This window comes from Mesorhizobium muleiense, assembly GCF_900099905.1.
Lineage (GTDB): Bacteria > Pseudomonadota > Alphaproteobacteria > Rhizobiales > Rhizobiaceae > Mesorhizobium > Mesorhizobium muleiense.
The window spans coordinates 1-17,148 of record NZ_FNEE01000015.1; the positions used below are offsets into that span (position 1 = coordinate 1).

The 17,148-nt window shown below is 62.8% G+C and carries 11 protein-coding genes; 7 read left to right on the forward strand and 4 right to left on the reverse strand.

Annotation, left to right across the window (positions count from 1 at the left end; translation table 11 throughout):
• The coding region (locus BLT09_RS22565; protein WP_139172653.1) for a helix-turn-helix domain-containing protein at positions 1-279 on the reverse strand (279 nt) is incomplete at its 3' end.
• Positions 280-682: 403 nt separating this feature from the next.
• On the opposite strand from BLT09_RS22565, the gene BLT09_RS22570 reads away from it, so the two are divergent.
• The 4 genes from BLT09_RS22570 (at position 683) to BLT09_RS22585 (ending at position 8,018) form a co-directional block, all read left to right on the forward strand.
• On the forward strand, positions 683-3,466 hold the full coding sequence (locus BLT09_RS22570) for a valine--tRNA ligase (protein ID WP_091596899.1): 2,784 nt from the start codon (positions 683-685) through the stop codon (positions 3,464-3,466).
• 436 nt (positions 3,467-3,902) lie between these two features.
• Positions 3,903-5,171 carry an OmpP1/FadL family transporter gene (locus tag BLT09_RS22575; RefSeq protein ID WP_091596901.1) on the forward strand — a complete coding sequence of 423 codons (1,269 nt, stop codon included), beginning with the start codon at positions 3,903-3,905 and terminating at the stop codon, positions 5,169-5,171.
• A gap of 299 nt (positions 5,172-5,470) precedes the next feature.
• The gene (gene ilvD / locus BLT09_RS22580) at positions 5,471-7,195 is read left to right on the forward strand and encodes a dihydroxy-acid dehydratase (RefSeq protein WP_091596904.1); all 1,725 of its coding nucleotides are present in this window, start codon (positions 5,471-5,473) and stop codon (positions 7,193-7,195) included.
• Positions 7,182-8,018, forward strand: coding sequence for a tetratricopeptide repeat protein (locus BLT09_RS22585; protein WP_023802582.1), 837 nt, complete (start codon positions 7,182-7,184; stop codon positions 8,016-8,018). The genes ilvD and BLT09_RS22585 overlap by 14 nt, the downstream gene beginning before the upstream one ends.
• 462 nt (positions 8,019-8,480) lie before the next feature.
• Here BLT09_RS22585 and xth read toward each other — a convergent pair whose 3' ends face one another.
• Genes xth through erpA form a run of 3 tightly spaced genes read right to left on the reverse strand, consistent with a single transcriptional unit; the run spans position 8,481 to position 10,026 of the window.
• Entirely contained in the window at positions 8,481-9,275 is a 795-nt protein-coding gene (gene xth / locus BLT09_RS22595; RefSeq protein ID WP_091596908.1) for an exodeoxyribonuclease III, read from the reverse strand.
• 7 nt (positions 9,276-9,282) lie between these two features.
• Positions 9,283-9,675 carry a VOC family protein gene (locus BLT09_RS22600; RefSeq protein ID WP_091596910.1) on the reverse strand — a complete coding sequence of 131 codons (393 nt, stop codon included), beginning with the start codon at positions 9,673-9,675 and terminating at the stop codon, positions 9,283-9,285.
• A 3-nt stretch (positions 9,676-9,678) separates the two neighbouring features.
• Positions 9,679-10,026 (reverse strand): iron-sulfur cluster insertion protein ErpA, encoded by a 348-nt coding sequence (erpA, locus tag BLT09_RS22605; protein ID WP_006335221.1) that lies wholly within the window; start codon positions 10,024-10,026, stop codon positions 9,679-9,681.
• 129 nt (positions 10,027-10,155) lie between these two features.
• Here erpA and BLT09_RS22610 point away from each other — a divergent pair, with 129 nt between their 5' ends.
• The 3 genes from BLT09_RS22610 to BLT09_RS22620 all read left to right on the forward strand — a co-directional run bounded on the left by BLT09_RS22610 (position 10,156) and on the right by BLT09_RS22620 (position 17,063).
• Positions 10,156-11,370, forward strand: coding sequence for a deoxyguanosinetriphosphate triphosphohydrolase (locus tag BLT09_RS22610; protein WP_091596911.1), 1,215 nt, complete (start codon positions 10,156-10,158; stop codon positions 11,368-11,370).
• A 67-nt stretch (positions 11,371-11,437) separates the two neighbouring features.
• Complete coding sequence (argS, locus tag BLT09_RS22615; RefSeq protein WP_091596914.1) at positions 11,438-13,195, forward strand: arginine--tRNA ligase; 1,758 nt, start codon at positions 11,438-11,440, stop codon at positions 13,193-13,195.
• A 103-nt stretch (positions 13,196-13,298) separates the two neighbouring features.
• On the forward strand, positions 13,299-17,063 hold the full coding sequence (locus BLT09_RS22620; protein ID WP_091596916.1) for an SPOR domain-containing protein: 3,765 nt from the start codon (positions 13,299-13,301) through the stop codon (positions 17,061-17,063).
• Positions 17,064-17,148 lie beyond the last annotated feature (85 nt).

Consider the following 17,148-nt stretch of genomic DNA (forward strand, 5'->3'; position numbering starts at 1 on the left):
CATGATCTTCTTCGGCCCCCACAGCGGGTGTGCCTCCTTCGCCGCAACGATCCGCTCCACCAGATCCACTGCCGTCGCCCGGCCATGATTGAGCGGCGCCCGCGGCCGGTCATGCAGACCTTCCGGGCCGAACTCCCGGTACCGTCCCAGCCATTTGTAGCCGATCTTGCGCGACACCCCGAAGTCAGCACACAGCTGCGTCATCGTCTCATCACCCGCCAGGCACTCCACAACAAACCGAAGTCGTTCATCCATGATGTCAGTCTCTCGCCAAACCATCGCCGGTCCTCCCGGCGAAGGAGAAAACTGTCACCCATGCAATCAGTCCATTCTGTTACCTATCTATCCGGTTCGGACACCGGCATCTTCTCCCCGTATAGGGACGGGGAGAAGGGGCTGGCCGCAACCTTGGCGCACTTTCTGCAACGCTGGAAATTGGCGAAATCTTTTGCGATGTGTCTTTCTCCCCGTCACTATACGGGGAGAAATGCCCGGCAGGGCAATGAGGGGCAGCGCAAGCCTCTAAGCGATTGCCCTGCGACGCTCACTTCTGCAAGTTGCCCCGATCTGCCCAGGCGCTATTTGCTGGCATGGCCGTCTGCCGCTCGCTTGCGGTTGACTTGGCCAAAACCTTCCGATTTACACCGGACCAGCAAAAACCCGACAGCCCGGACGCCTTCCCATGCTCGAAAAAACCTACGACGCAAAAATCGTCGAGCCGAAGATCGCCAAAGTCTGGGAGGAGGCCGACGCGTTTCGTGCCGGCGCAGGCGCCGAGGAGGGCGCGGAAGCCTTCACCATCGTCATCCCGCCGCCGAACGTCACCGGTTCGCTGCATATGGGCCATGCGCTCAACAACACGCTGCAGGACATTCTGGTGCGCTTCGAGCGCATGCGCGGCAAGAACGTGCTGTGGCAGCCCGGCATGGACCACGCCGGCATCGCCACCCAGATGGTGGTCGAGCGCCAGCTTATGGAGAAGCAGATCCACCGACGCGACCTGACGCGCGATGAGTTCATCGAGAAGGTCTGGGAGTGGAAGGCCGAATCCGGCGGCGCGATCTTCAACCAGCTGAAGCGGCTGGGGGCCTCGGCCGACTGGAGCCGAGAGCGTTTCACCATGGACGAGGGTCTGTCCAGGGCGGTGCTCGAAGTGTTTGTCACCCTCTACAAGGAAGGCCTGATCTACAAGGACAAGCGCCTTGTGAACTGGGACCCGAAGCTGTTGACTGCGATTTCCGACCTCGAGGTCGAACAGCAGGAGGTCAACGGCAATCTCTGGCATTTCCGCTACCCCGTCGAGGGCGAGGTTTTCGATCCGGAAAATCCAAAAACCTTCATCACCGTCGCGACGACGCGGCCCGAGACGATGCTGGGCGATACGGCGGTGGCGGTGCATCCCGACGACGAGCGTTTTCGGCATCTGGTCGGCAGGAACCTCGTCCTGCCGATCGTCGGCCGCAAGATCCCGGTGGTGGCGGACCAATATTCCGATCCGGAGAAAGGCAGCGGCGCGGTCAAGATCACGCCGGCGCATGACTTCAACGATTTTGAGGTCGGCAGGCGCCACAAACTGCCGGCGATCAATATCCTCACCGTCGAGGCGGCGGTCGCCCTCACCGACAATGACGAGTTTCTCGCCGGGCTGGAGGTAACGCCCGAGCGTCAGGCCGTCTGGGATGAGCTCAACGGCCTCGATCGTTTCGTCGCGCGCAAGAAGATCGTCGAGCTGATGGAGGCGGGCGGCTTCCTCGAAAAGGTCGAGCCGCATCGCCATGCCGTGCCGCATGGCGATCGCGGCGGCGTGCCGATCGAACCGTTCCTGACCGAACAATGGTATGCGAACGCGGCGGAGCTCGCCAGGCCGGCGATCGCCTCGGTGCGCGAGGGCCGCACCAGGTTCGTGCCGAAAAACTGGGAGAAGACTTATTTCGACTGGATGGAGAACATCCAGCCCTGGTGCATTTCGCGCCAGCTCTGGTGGGGACACCAGATCCCGGCCTGGTACGGGCCGGACGGCCGCATCTTCGTCGAGAAGACCGAGGAGGAGGCGCTCGCCGCCGCAATCGAATATTATCTGGCGCTGGAAGGGCCGTGGAAGGCCTGGGTCGAGGACAAGCTCGAGAATTTCAAGCCGGGCGAGATCCTGATCCGCGACGAGGATGTGCTCGACACATGGTTTTCGTCGGCGCTGTGGCCGTTCTCGACGCTCGGCTGGCCGGACCAGACGCCGGAGCTGAAGACCCACTATCAGACCGACGTGCTGGTAACCGGCTTCGACATCATCTTCTTCTGGGTCGCTCGCATGATGATGATGGGCCTGCATTTCATGGGCGAGGAGCCGTTCCACACCGTCTATGTCCATGCGCTGGTGCGCGACAAGAACGGGCAGAAGATGTCGAAGTCGAAAGGCAACGTAATCGACCCGCTCGATCTCATCGACGAATATGGCGCCGACGCACTGCGCTTCACGCTGACGGTGATGGCCGCGCAAGGGCGTGACGTGAAGCTCGATCCGGCTCGTATCGCCGGCTACCGCAATTTTGGCACCAAGCTGTGGAACGCGACGCGTTTTGCCGAGATGAACGACGTCGCGAGAAACGACGATTTCTGGCTGAACGACGCCAAGCTGGCGGTCAACCGCTGGATCCTGACCGAACTGACACGCGCGGCGCGCGAAATCACCGACGGCATCACCTCATACCGGTTCAACGAGGCTGCGACTGCTGCCTACCGCTTCGTCTGGAACCTGTTCTGCGACTGGTACCTGGAACTGCTGAAGCCGGTCTTCATGGGTAAGGACGAGGCAGCCAAGGCCGAGAGCCGGGCTTGCGTCGCCTTCGTGCTCGACGAGATCTACAAGCTGCTGCATCCGATGATGCCGTTCATGACCGAAGAGCTGTGGGCTGAGACATCGGGTGAGGGCAAGCAACGGCCGTCGCTGCTTTGCCATGCCGCGTGGCCGTCGCCCGACTTCGAGGACGAGGCAGCGGCCGCCGACATCAACTGGCTGATCGACCTGGTCTCAGGCATCCGCTCCGTGCGTTCGGAAATGAACGTGCCGCCGGCGGCGATCGCGCCGCTGATGGTGATCGGCGCCAATACCGCAACCCGCGAAAGGCTTGAGCGTCAGGCATCGGCCGTCAAGCGACTGGCGCGGGTCGGCGACATCTCGCTTGTCGATACGGCGCCCAAGGGCTCCGCCCAGATCGTGCTCAACGAAGCCACCATCTGCCTGCCGCTCGGCAGCCTGATCGACCTTGCCGCCGAGGCGGCGCGGCTGCAGAAGGAATTGGTCAAGGTGACCGAAGAGATCGCCCGCCTGCACAAGAAGCTGTCCAACGACAAATTCGTCGCCAACGCGCCAGACGATGTCGTCGAAGCCGAGCGCGAAAAACTCGCCGAGTATCGCGAGGCGCAAGAGAAGCTTTCGGTGGCGCTGACACGCGTGCGCGAAGCCGGTTGACCCATCTGTGGTATTTGAGAACCGAATTGGCGGAGGAGCGGATTTGCCAAACCGTCTTCCGCTTCTTGGGCGCCTGATGCTCAGGATTCGCGAGTCCTGCGACCGCGCTTTTCGGGCGGCTTGCTGCACGAAAAATAGGCATTCCGCAGCGTAAATCTTGACGTAAACGGAATGTTTTAGCCCCATTGTTGCCATAATGTAACAATGGGCTCAGTTGCCGCAAAACGGGCGGTTTTGGCGCCGTTCCATGTGCGTTTTTCCGAGTTTTTGCTCGATTTGCCGCCAAACAAGCCGTTTTCCGGCTTTGCTGTGGAGCTGTCACTTTGTCTGAAATGCGGTCGGCGAAGGCGTACATGTACGCATCGAGAATTCGTTGTTGCGCCGTTAACTCGAATTGGTTCTAGCTTAGTCCATTCGTACTAGGGGAGGGACATTCATGAACAATTTGCGTCGGAAAGCGCTGCTGGGGGCGGGGTGCTTTTCGCTGGCTTTGATCGGGACGGCGCATGCCGGCGGCCTTGAGCGCGGCGGCTACAACATCGACCTGCTTTTCGATCCGGCGCCTGTCGCCGGAGAGCTTTCGGGCACTTATGTGATGCCGGAACGGAAGATCAAGAATGCCGTAGACACGGATACAAGTAGCGCATTTCCACCGCCCGTTACTGGTCGTGGCGGTGGCGATTTGAACTCTCGGTCCGGTTCTGCCGATGATTCGGAGAGCTATTTTGTCCCCCGCATGGGAATTAAGGTCGGAGTCGGGGACCACCTCGATTGCATGGGCGATTATTCACAGCCTTGGGGGATCCATTCGGCCCCCGGTCTGAATTGGGCAGGTGCCAACAGCAATATCGAAACCAAGATCGAAAGCGAAAATTTTGCAGCCACCTGCTCCTACAAGATGGATGCGGGCAAAGGCCAGTTTCGCTTCATTGGCGGTGTGTTCTACCAGGATATCAGTGGCTTCAAGGAGCGGCTGGTCCAGGATTTTACCGGCTTTCCCGTACCCTTCACCGGCGTAGGTCGGATCGACCTCGAAGGCAACGGGGTTGGCTGGCGCATCGGCGCCGCTTATGAGATTCCGGAAATCGCGCTCCGTGCCAGCTTGGTCTACAACAGCGAAGTTGATTTGGGAGACGTGACCGGGGACGTCGATCTTACACAGGTCCCTGGCCGGGGTGTAATTCCTGTGATCGGTACGGCGAGCATGCCGCAGTCGGTCGAGTTCAAGGTCCAGTCGGGTATTGCTCCGGGCTGGCTTGCCTTCGGGTCGGTGAAGTGGGTCGACTGGAGTGTGCTGCAGATTGTCAATTTCTGCGCTGTCGGCGCTCCGGTTGGCTGCACCTTCGGAGGCCCGAGCTTCGTCACGTCTCTGGATCTGCTCTATCGCGACGGATGGACCGTCTCCGGCGGTATCGGCCACAAGTTCAACGATCAGTGGAGCGCTGCAGCGACGCTTACCTGGGATCGCGGAACGACCACGGGCTTGAGCACCCAAACCGATACCTGGACGGTTGGTGCCGGCGCGTCTTTCTCGCCCACCAAAAACGTCGAACTCCGCTTTGGCGGTGCCATCGGCATCCTGACCAGTGGTTCGGTCGGAGTGGTCACTGACGAGGACGGAATTCCTCACGGCACAGACGTTTCATACGATTTCGGCGACGATCTCGTGACCGCCCTTTCAGCTTCCTTCAAGGTCAAGTGGTAGGTTACTCAAATTAAACGATAAAAAGGCCGGGCAATGCCCGGCCTTTTTGGTTGAGTGGGCCTTCTGGCCGGTGGTCCCAAGCTGATGGCATTGCTCCGTCATTGCAACGACCCCGCTTCCCTCTGCCTCACGCGATCGTGATGTTTTGGCAACAGTTTCTGAACAACCCTCGCGCCACAACCGCGCCCGCCGACATTGCCTACTTCCCGCCATAAACCCGGCGCACCTCGAATGCGTCCCAGGCATGCCAAAAGGCTCGGCTATGGGGCAGGTCGCACCGCTCGCGGCAAGGGAAGAGAATGAACGCCAGAGTCATCTCCAAGGCCAAGCTGCCCAGCCGCTATGTGACCGTCGGTCCGGCGCGTGCGCCGCACCGCTCCTATCTCTATGCGATGGGCTTGTCGGCGGCCGAGATCGCGCAGCCACTGGTCGGCGTCGCCAGCTGCTGGAACGAGGCGGCACCCTGCAACATCTCGCTGATGCGCCAGGCGCAGGTGGTCAAGAAGGGCGTTGCCGCGGCTAGCGGCACGCCGCGCGAATTCTGCACCATCACCGTCACGGACGGCATCGCCATGGGCCACCAGGGCATGAAATCGTCACTGGTGTCGCGCGAGGTCATCGCCGATTCGGTCGAACTCACCATGCGCGGCCATTGCTACGATGCGCTGGTCGGCCTTGCCGGTTGCGACAAGTCGCTGCCCGGCATGATGATGGCCATGGTGCGGCTCAACGTGCCGTCGATCTTCATTTATGGCGGCTCGATCCTGCCCGGTTCCTACAAGGGCCGGCAGATCACCGTGCAGGATGTGTTCGAGGCCGTCGGCCAGCACTCGGTCGGCACGATCGGCGACGCCGAACTCCTCGAAATCGAGCAAGCCGCTTGTCCGTCGGCCGGCTCCTGCGGCGCCCAGTTCACCGCCAACACCATGGCCACCGTCGCCGAGGCCATCGGGTTGGCGCTGCCCTATTCCTGCGGGGCGCCGGCGCCCTATGAGATGCGCGACCGCTTCAATTTCGCCACCGGCGAAAAGATCATGGAGCTGATCGCAAAAAATATCCGCCCGCGCGACATCGTCACTCTGGAGGCGCTGGAGAATGCGGCGACCGTGGTCTCGGCCACCGGCGGCTCGACCAACGCGGCGCTGCATCTGCCGGCGATCGCGCATGAGGGGGGGATAAAGTTCGACCTGTTCGACGTCGCCAGGATCTTCGAGAAGACGCCTTATATCGCCGACCTGAAGCCGGGCGGCAAATATGTCGCCAAGGACATGTTCGAGGCCGGCGGCATTCCGCTCTTGATGAAGACGTTGCTCGACCACGGCTATCTGCATGGCGACTGCCTGACCGTGACCGGCCGCACTTTAGCCGAAAATATGGAGCACGTTGCCTGGAATGATAGCCAGGATGTGGTCCGTCCCGCCAACCGACCAATCACCCGAACGGGTGGCGTCGTGGGCTTGAAGGGAAACCTTGCCCCCGAAGGCGCGATCGTGAAGGTCGCGGGCATGTCGGAGCTTAAATTCTCTGGCCCGGCACGCTGCTTCGATTCGGAAGAGGAATGTTTCCAGGCGGTTACGGATCGCAGCTACAGCGAAGGCGAGGTCCTCGTGATCCGCTACGAGGGACCGCGCGGCGGTCCGGGCATGCGCGAAATGCTATCGACGACGGCGGCTCTCTATGGCCAGGGCATGGGCGGCAAGGTGGCTCTCATCACCGACGGGCGTTTTTCGGGCGCGACACGCGGCTTCTGCATCGGCCATGTCGGGCCGGAAGCCGCCGTGGGTGGCCCGATCGGGCTGCTCAGGGATGGCGACTTGATTTCGATCGACGCGGTGAACGGCACCATCGAGGTGGCGCTGTCCGACACCGAACTGGCGACCAGGGCAAAGGCATGGAAGGCGCGCGCGACCGACTATCAGTCGGGCGCGATCTGGAAATATGCACAGACGGTAGGGCCTGCCCGCGACGGGGCGGTCACCCATCCCGGTGGTGCGAGAGAAACACATTGTTATGCGGATATCTGAGTTGCTGAGGCTGTCTGTCTTTTCGGCACTGGTCGCGATCGCCACTTTTGGCGCGACCTTGGGCGCCGCGGGCCAGGCCATGGCCTTCGATGACAAGGTGTTCGACGACAAGACCGGCGTGAAGCCGCAGTCGAGCCCGTGGGCGGTGTTCCAGTTCGGCTTCTCCGCCTACAAGAACGGCCGCAAGGAGCAGGCTGCGGAGGCTTATAAATACGCGGCCGAAAACGGCCAGATCGGCGCCACCTGGAAGCTTGCGCGCATGTATGCCGAGGGCGACGGCGTCGAGCGCGACGACTACGCGGCGTTCAAGTTCTTCAGCGAGATCGTCGACCAGGACGTCGAGCCCGGTTCGCCGGAAGAGAGCTATGTCTCGGATGCGCTCGTGGCGCTCGGCGACTATCTGAGGAAGGGCATCCCCGGCAGCCCGATCAAAGAGAACGAGGTAGCGGCCCAGGAGTACTACATGCGCGCCGCCGCCAACTACCGCAACCCGAATGCCCAGTTCGAGATGGGCCAGATCTTCCTGAATGGCAAGGGCGGCGTCAAGGCGAGCATCAAGCAGGCCGGACGCTGGTTCCAACTCGCTGCGGAAAAGGGCCATGCCGGCGCGCAGGCGACGCTCGGCCACCTGCTCTTCCAGAGCGGCAAGATCGTTCGGGGGCTGGCGATGATGACCGCGGCGCTTGAACGGGCCGCGCCTTCCGACCAGCCATGGATACGCGGCATGCAGGAAGAGGCGTTTGCCGCCGCGGGCGAGGCCGACCGCCGCACCGCGATTTCGCTGGCCGACGACATCCTCACCAAGGGTGGCGGCGACCGGTAAAACCAGCACGAAGCCAACAGCCAGTAAAGGCTGGGTCAATAGCCAGGAAGAGTGGGGATCTCGAAAAGTCGAGATCAATTCTCGGTCGGTTGCGTCGGAACGGGACCGGACTCCGGCGTTGAAATCGGCGTGGCTGGCGGCGCCAGCTTGGTTTTAGGACAATCGTTCCGGATCCTTGTCCATGACGTGTTGTTGAGCACCATGTCGCAGCGGGCGAGATGGCTCCGACCGGAAAGCGTCAGGCAGGCGACCTGGCCGATCTGGAATGATGTTCCGTTGGCCAGGCATGCAGGATTGGCAAACGCCGACGTTGCCGCGAGGGCGAGCGCGGCGGCACATGGGCAAATCGCAAACCTGATCGTCATCCTGAACCCCGGCCGAACCCGGATTGCAGCGGAAACCCCGATTGTGGCGATATGACGGTCCATCCACCGGCAATCCGGCGGTTCGGGCCCCGAATGATCAGATTGGCGCAAAACCCAGTTCGATGGCGACCGGCACGTGATCCGAGGGCTTTTCCCAGGCGCGCACATGCTTTTCGATCGAGGCCGAGGAAAAGCGATTGGCGGCCTCGGGCGAGAGCAGCAAGTGATCGATGCGGATGCCGTTGTTCTTCTGCCAGGCGCCGGCCTGATAGTCCCAGAACGTAAAAATGTCCGGCGAGTCGGTGACCGCGCGCACGGCTTCGGTGAAGCCGAGGTTCTTCAGCCGGCGGAACGCCTGCCTGGTCTGCGGCTGGAACAGCGCATCGCCGAGCCAGTTCTCCGGAAACTTCGCATCGATCTGTTCGGGGATGACATTGTAGTCGCCGGCCAGCACCAGCGCCTCTTCGAGCACGAGCCTTTCCTCGGCCCAGCGCTCCAGCCGCGCCATCCAGGACAGCTTGTAGGAGAACTTCTTCTCGTCATCGATCGGGTTGCCGTTCGGCAAGTAGAGCGAGGCAACGCGCAACGCGCCCTTGTCGGTCGAGAACACGCCCTCGATGAAACGCGCCTGATCGTCGGCATCGTCGCCCGGCAGGCCCCTGATGACCTCGTCGAAGCGCAGCTTCGACAGGATGGCGACGCCGTTGAAACCCTTTTGGCCATGGATTTCGACGTTGTAGCCAAGCGCCTCGATCTCGGCCCGCGGAAACTGCTCGTCGACCGTCTTGATCTCCTGCAGGCAGGCAATGTCGGGCGCGCTTTCCGTCAGCCAGTGGGTCAAATTGCCGATACGGGCCCGAACGCCATTGATGTTCCAGGTGACGATTTTCATGACGGCCTCATTGCTGCTCGGGCGGATGGCGTTCGACGAGGCCGATCGTATTGCCTGCCGGATCCTTTAGGAAGGCCATCCATTCGCTTTCCCCCGCCGGCCCGAACAGGCCCTCGGTATCGCGGTGGACGAGCATCGGCGGCGCAGTGAAGGGGACACCGGCGGCTTTTGCCGAGGCGTGGAAATCGTCAAGGCCCGAAATGTCGAGATAGACGGTGCCGGCCGGCAGGCCATCGGTGAACAGCAGCCGCACATCGCCGGCCATGATGAAGGCGATGCCAGGCGGATCGAAGCGCACGTGCACGGCCATGCCAAGCACGTCTTGCCAGAACGCCAGCGTTGCATCGAGATCGCGCCCGGCTGAAAGCGCGACCTGACGGACCGCGCTAATGGCAGGCATTCTCTAAATACTGAAGCTGGTGCCGCAGCCGCACGAGGCGACCGCATTCGGGTTCCTGATCTGGAACGACTGGCCCATCAGATCGTCGACGAAATCGATCACCGAGCCGCCCATATAGACCAGCGAGAGGTCATCGATCAGCACGGTGGCGCCGTCCTTCTCGATGGCGACGTCGTCATCGTTGCGGGTGTCGACCAGGTCGAACTTGTAGGAAAAGCCGGAACAGCCGCCGCCCTCGACCGAAACGCGCAGCGCCGTCTTGCCGGCTTCGCCAGACACAATCTTGGCAATCCGCCTGGCGGCGGCGTCGGTCATCTCGACTTTCATGGCGGTCTTGGCATCAGCGCCCATGGGCGTCACCTTGCTTTCGGTTTCACATGATAGGTATGAAGCGCGAGGGGGCAAGTCAACTGCGGCGTAGGCTATGGAAATTGGCGGGGCTATGGAAATTGGTTGGGGTTATGGAAATCGGTTGGGGCGATGACAAATGAGTTGGGCGACATCGGATTTGGTTATCGGCCGCGCGCCGCCTATGCCTGCGATCCGGCAAAGTCGCGCGGGCGGCTGTTCGACGAGGTGGAGAGCCCGACCCGGACGCCGTTCCAGCGCGACCGCGACCGCATCATCCATTCGACGGCCTTCCGCCGGCTGAAGCACAAGACGCAGGTGTTCGTCGCGCATGAGGGCGACCATTACCGCACCCGGCTGACGCATTCGATCGAGGTGGCGCAGATCGCGCGCGCCCTGGCGCGGGCGCTGCGCGGCGACGAGGACCTGGCAGAGGCGGTGGCGCTGGTGCACGATTTCGGCCACACGCCCTTCGGCCATACCGGCGAGGATGCGCTGAACCAGAAGATGGCGGCCTGGGGCGGCTTCGACCACAATGCACAGTCGCTGCGCGTGGTGACGCGGCTGGAGAGCCGCTATGCCGAATTCGACGGGCTGAACCTCACCTGGGAGACGCTGGAGGGGCTGGTCAAGCACAACGGACCGCTGACCGACGCCAGCGGAAAAGGGCTGAAGGGGCCGGTGCCGCAAGCGATCCGCGACTATTCGGAGCTGCACGACCTCGAGCTCGACCGCTTCGCCGGCATCGAGGCGCAGTGCGCGGCGATCGCCGACGACATCGCTTACAACAGCCATGACATCGATGACGGCCTGAGGTCGGGCCTTCTGAAGCTCGACATGCTGGAAAAGGTTTCGCTGCCCGGCTCGATCCTCGACGGCGTGCGTCAGCGCTATCCGGCGCTGGACGATGTGAGGACAGGGCACGAACTGATGCGCCGGCAGATCACGATGATGGTCGAGGATGTCATCGTCTCCACCACCGCCAATCTGGCCCGCATCAAGCCGGACAGCGCCGACACGGTGAGGGCGGCAGGCGAGACGATGGTGACCTTTTCAGCCGAAATGGCCGCTTTCGAAGAGGAATTGAAAGCCTTTCTCTACAAGCATCTCTATCGACACAGCGAAGTTGTGCGCGTGCGCAACCAGGCCGAGCAGATCGTCAACGACCTGTTCGAGGTCTATTTCGCCGATCCGCGCGCCATGCCCGATGGCTGGCGCGAAGGGCTCGACCGGGCTGATGATCGCATCAAGGCGCGCAGCGTCGCCGATTTCCTGGCGGGCATGACGGATACCTACGCTTTGAAGGAACACCGCCGTTTGTTTGACCATACGCCTGAATTAAGCTAGGCGGGGCTCGATTTTGCCGGCCAATAGACCGGATTCCCGCAAAGCCGCCAGAGCCAGGGCCACACCAATGAACATCTTCGCCGATTTCAACGCGCGAATTATAAAGGCCGTCGAAGCGCTTGATTTGAAAGACAAAGACGGCGGTTCGCTGGACTTGTCGCGCGTCGCCGTCGAGCCGCCGCGCGACGCCAGCCATGGCGACCTGGCGACCAATGCGGCAATGGTGCTGGCCAAGCCGACCGGCCAGCCGCCGCGCGTACTGGCTGAAAGGCTGGCGCAAGCGCTGCGCGCCGACCCGGACATCGCCGCTGCAGAAATTGCCGGTCCGGGCTTCGTCAATCTCAGGCTCAAGGACGCGTTCTGGCAGGTGCATCTGACTGCGCTGCTCGGCGAAGGCCGCAATTACGGCCGCTCGACCGTTGGCGGCGGCAAGAAGGCCAATGTCGAATATGTCTCGGCCAACCCGACCGGACCGATGCATGTCGGCCATTGCCGCGGCGCGGTCGTGGGTGATGCGCTCGCCAATCTGATGGCCTTCGCCGGTTATGACGTGATCAAGGAGTATGTCATCAACGACGCTGGTTCGCAGATCGACGTGCTCGGCCGCTCCGCCATGCTGCGTTACCGCGAGGCGCTCGGCGACGACATCGGCGAGATTCCTGCCGGGCTCTATCCAGGCGACTATCTCGTGCCGGTCGGCCAGGCTCTGGTAAGCGAATTTGGCCGTTCCTTGCTGCAGATGCCGGATGAGGAAGCGCTTGCCATTGTCAAGGACAGGACGATCGACGCGATGATGGCAATGATCCGTGAGGATCTGGCGCTGCTCAATGTGCATCATGACGTCTTTTTCTCGGAGCGCACCCTGCACGCCGACAACGCCCGGAAAATCCGCTCGGCGATCAACGACCTGACCCTCAAGGGCCATATCTACAAGGGCAAGCTGCCGCCGCCCAAGGGCGAGAAGCCGGACGACTGGGAGGATCGCGAGCAGACGCTGTTCCGCTCGACAGCGGTCGGCGACGACATGGACCGGGCGCTGGTCAAGTCGGACGGCACTTTCACCTATTTTGCCGCTGATGTCGCCTATCTGAAGGACAAGGTCGATCGCGGTTTCGTCGAGCTGATCTATGTGCTTGGCGCCGATCATGGCGGTTATGTGAAGCGCCTGGAAGCGCTCGCCCGGGCGATTTCCGGCGACGAGGTGAAGCTCACCGTGCTGCTTTGCCAGTTGGTAAAGCTTTTTCGCGAGGGCGAGCCGGTGCGCATGTCGAAGCGGTCGGGCGATTTCGTAACGCTGCGCGAAGTGGTGGAGGAGGTCGGTCGCGACCCGATCCGCTTCATGATGCTCTACCGCAAGAACGATGCGCCGCTCGATTTCGACTTCGCCAAAGTGACCGAGCAGTCGAAGGACAATCCGGTGTTCTACGTCCAGTACGCCTCGGCGCGCTGCCATTCGGTGTTCCGGCAGGCGAGCGAACAGCTGGGCGAGGCCAATTTCGACCGCAATCGGCTGGCCGCCGCCACCGCTTCGCTGACCGACGAAGGCGAGATCGGCCTGATCAGGAAGCTTGCCGAATATCCGCGGCTGATCGAATCCGCGGCGCTTGCGCTCGAGCCGCACCGGCTGGCATTCTACCTCTACGATCTCGCCTCCAGCTTCCACGGACATTGGAACCGCGGCACCGAAAATCCCGACTTACGTTTTGTTAAGGTTAACGACCGACAATTGACCCATGCCAGACTAGGGCTGGTGCAGGCTGTTTCGGACGTTTTGACGTCCGGCCTGACGCTGATCGGAGCCGATGCGCCCACCGAAATGCGTTAGGTTTGACTAAAAAACCTGTCACCTTTTGCCCACATTGCGCTGGTAAGGGCCAACCCTGCGCGACGTCAACGGCGTCCGAATGAGTGCGAGTTCGGGAACAATAATGGCAGACAGAACCCAGCTGAAAGCAGCCGCCCAAAACGATATCGCCAACGATGATCCGTTCGCGGAACTGACCAGGATCATGGGCTTCGACCCGCGCCAGCCGGTCAAGCCGCAGGCCCAGTCGACGGCGGCTGCAGCAAGTCAGCCAGCGGACGACGGCGATTTCGGCATCGACCTCGAGAAGGAGTTGATGGGCGAATTCGGCGGCGACGCCAATGACGGCGCAGCCGAGCTTCGCGAGCCGGCTTTCGACGCGGCTGCTACTGACCCAATCGACGACGAGCTTGTCGCGTCGCTCGAACAGGATCTCCTGCTCGACGACGATGCGGTAGACGAAACCGCCGTTGCCATTGCTGCCGACGATGTGCGCTCTGGCGTTGCCGGAACTCCCTCGGCTGCTGAAGCTGCTTTCGACGACGATTTCGACGAAGCGCTCGCCAGTTCGCTCGAAGACGTGTCGCTATTCGAAGACGACTTGCCGGTGGACGACAGGCTTGGGAACGACGAGCTTGGGAACGACGAGCTTGCCGCGTCGCTCGAACAGGATTTCCGGCTGGACGACGACACGGCGGACGAAACTGCCCATGCCGTTGCCGCCGCCGACCTGGGTTCCGGTGTTGCCGAAGTATCCGCGCCGGCTGTTGAAGCGGCGTTCGACGACGATTTTGACCATGCGATCGCCAGTTCGCTCGAAGACGTGTCGCCGTTCGAAGACGATTTGCCGGTAAACGACGAACTCTCTGCGTCGCTCGAACAGGATTTCCGGCTGGACGACGATGCGACGGACGAACAGAATACCGCCGCCGACACCGCCGCGCCGGCCGCTGAGCCCGCCTTCGACGATGAATTCGACAACGCCGTCGCAAGCTCGCTCGAAGACGAACTGACGCTCGACGAGCCCGTGCAGGTGGAGCAGGCTGCCGAAGCCGCCGACATCGCCACGCCGGCCGCCGAACCCGCGTTCGACGATGAATTCGACAACGCCGTCGCAAGCTCGCTCGAAGACGAGCTGACGCTCGACGAGCATGAGCCGATCGAGGCCGCTATCGAGGCTCCCGCTGCGGCTGTTTGGGCCGTTTCGGATGCGTCCGACGAGGACTTTGCCGACCACGACACCATGCCTGACGTCGACATGGATTTCGACATTCGCACGGCTGAGCCGGTCGAAGTCGACGAGCCAGAAATTGACGAGCCGGATTCTATCGCCGCCAACGACGACGAGCCTTCCGCCGCGACCCCGGAAGATGCGTTGGACGACGATTTTGAATTGAGCTTCGACGACACGCTTGCCGATGAAGCCGAGAAGCCGGCTACTCAGGCCCCCGGCGTTGCAGCCGAACCGACGGCGCCAGCCGCCGTCGCTGAGGAGCGGAGCCTCGAAGACGAATTGAACGCGCTGTTGGGCACCATGAGCGCACGGGCTGCCCCGGTGGCAGCGTCCGCGGCCGCCATGGTCCAGCAACCTGTAGCCGCGGCTGGAGAAGCCGCCGACGAACCAGTGGATCCCACCGACGAACTGGCCGGGAGCCTTGACGAGCAAGACCTTTCGGAGCAGTCGAATGAAGACGCGGTCCAGGCCGCCGACGCCGATCTCGACACCGTTCTCCTCGACGGGCTCGAGGGCCATGATTTCGGCGCTGAAGAAGCTGCCGGACCGGCTGATATCGATTTCGACGACGATGCATTGCACGCCGCCTTCGCCAAGGACATCGGTCTGGATCATGGCGATGACGTTGCGGCCACCGCTCCACAGCAGGATCCGAATGATTCGCTCAGCTGGATGACGGCACCCTCCGCCGCGCCTGCGCCGGCCCGTTCGTGGAGCCGCGTGACGCCGGTGGCACAGCCGCAACCCGCCTTTGCAACCCAGCCGACGGCTTCGGCGACCACAGAAACAACGACACCGCCAACCGCTGCGGCACCCTCCTATCAGGATGAGCCGGCCTATCAGGATGAGCCGGCCTATCAGGATGAGCCGGCCGAAGACGATGCCGCCAATGCGGCACCTGCGCCAGTGCAAAGCGAACAAGCCTCTGCATATGACGAGATGCCCGAGGTCGAGACGGTCGATGTGCCCGAGCGCGTCGTAGCGCTGGCGGACGACCTCGATATTCCGGAACTCGACGTCAATGAAGACGCACCGCCGGCGCCTGCCTATGACGATCTCGATACCGAGTTCGCCAACCTTCTCTCGGAAATGAATGCCGTGGACGTCGCTGCCGGCCCGGCGCGCAGCACGGCGTATGACGACGAATCCTACAAATCCGGATTCAAGCCGGGGGCCGGACCCCAGCCGAGGGCAGGGTTCCAGTCAGCGGCCGGGTTCCAGTCAGGCCATGAGCCCGACCGCGTTGAAACGCGGACCTATGCGGCGAGACCGGCAGCAGCTCCCGTCAGTGCGTCTTACGCCGATGCCGCCAGCGGCTTCGATCTGGGCGACTTGCCCAGCGGCCGGCCGGTTTCGCAAGCGCAAGCCAACGATTTTGCCCTGGACGAACTCGACTACGACCCCGAACTGGATGAGGCCATGTCGGTTCCAGGCCTGGCCGAGCAGAATGCCGCGAGGCCCCGGAGCCGCGGCCTGCTGGTCGCCGCAGTCGTCGGCGCCGTGGCGATCGCCGGCGGTCTCGGCGCCTTCGCGCTGTCTTTCGGCGGCAACGGCGGCACCGATGCGCCGGTCATCGTCAAGGCGGACAACGCACCGATCAAGGTCAGGCCGGAAAACCCGGGCGGCACCGTCGTGCCAAACCAGGACAACAAGGTTTACGACGCCGTGGCCAAGGGGGGCGCGAGGCCTGCCGAACCGGTCCAGGAAAAACTGGTCACCAACGCCGAAGAGCCGGTGGACGTGGCGGCCAAGGAACCGCCGCAGAGCCGTGTGGTCGATCTTTCGCCCGATGACATCGACACGGCTGAAGCCGCCGATGCGGCCGGCGGCACGCAAGCGGCCGGCGGCACGCAAGCGGCCGGGAATGCCGATGCCGCCGCGCCGGCACCCAAGTCCGAGGATCGTATCGCCCAGGTTCTGCAAGAGTCCGAGCAGGGCATCGATCCGGATGTCGTCGCCGTTGCGCCACGCAAGGTGAGAACCATGGTGGTCAAATCAGATGGTTCACTGGTTGCGCGCGAGGATCCGGCGCCTGCTGCATCGCAGGTGGCTGCCGTCGAGCCTGTCGATCCGGCGCCGCAGCTTGTGGCCCCGGCGGGTCAGGCCGGCGACGCGGAGCAGACCGGTACCGTTGCGTCTGTTGCCGACCAGGCAAGTGGCGACCTGTTGGGCGGCGACCCGGTGAGCGACCCAGTGGCCGGCGACCGGGCCGAAACCGCCACGCCGGAAGCAGTCAATCTGGCCGCCGTGCCCACGGCTGAGGCTGAAGGCCAAACCAACCAGCCTGCCAACACGCCGGCCACGGTTCCGGTGGCGCCGCAGCGTCCGTCCGACCAGCCGGTCGACGTCGTCGGTGAGGTCAAGCCCGACCAGGTTGCGTCCATCAGTCCGGCGGCGGCCTCGACCGGCGGTGGCTCGTGGTCGATGCAGATCGCCTCGCAGCCGACCGTCGAAAGCGCCCAGTCGACCTATCAGGATCTGCAGCGTCGCTATGGCAGCGTGCTTTCCGGCCACACGGCCAACATCGTCAAGGCCGAGATCGCCGGCAAGGGAACGTTCTATCGCGTTCGCGTCCCGGCGAAGTCGCGCAACGATGCGATCAGCCTGTGCACCAACTACAAGGCTGCCGGCGGCAACTGTTTCGTGTCGCGCTAACCATTTTCGAATCTCCCGCCCTTGGGCCGAAAGAACCGGCGCGGTCACAGACCGCGCCGGTTTTCTATGGTGGAAGGAGTTCCTC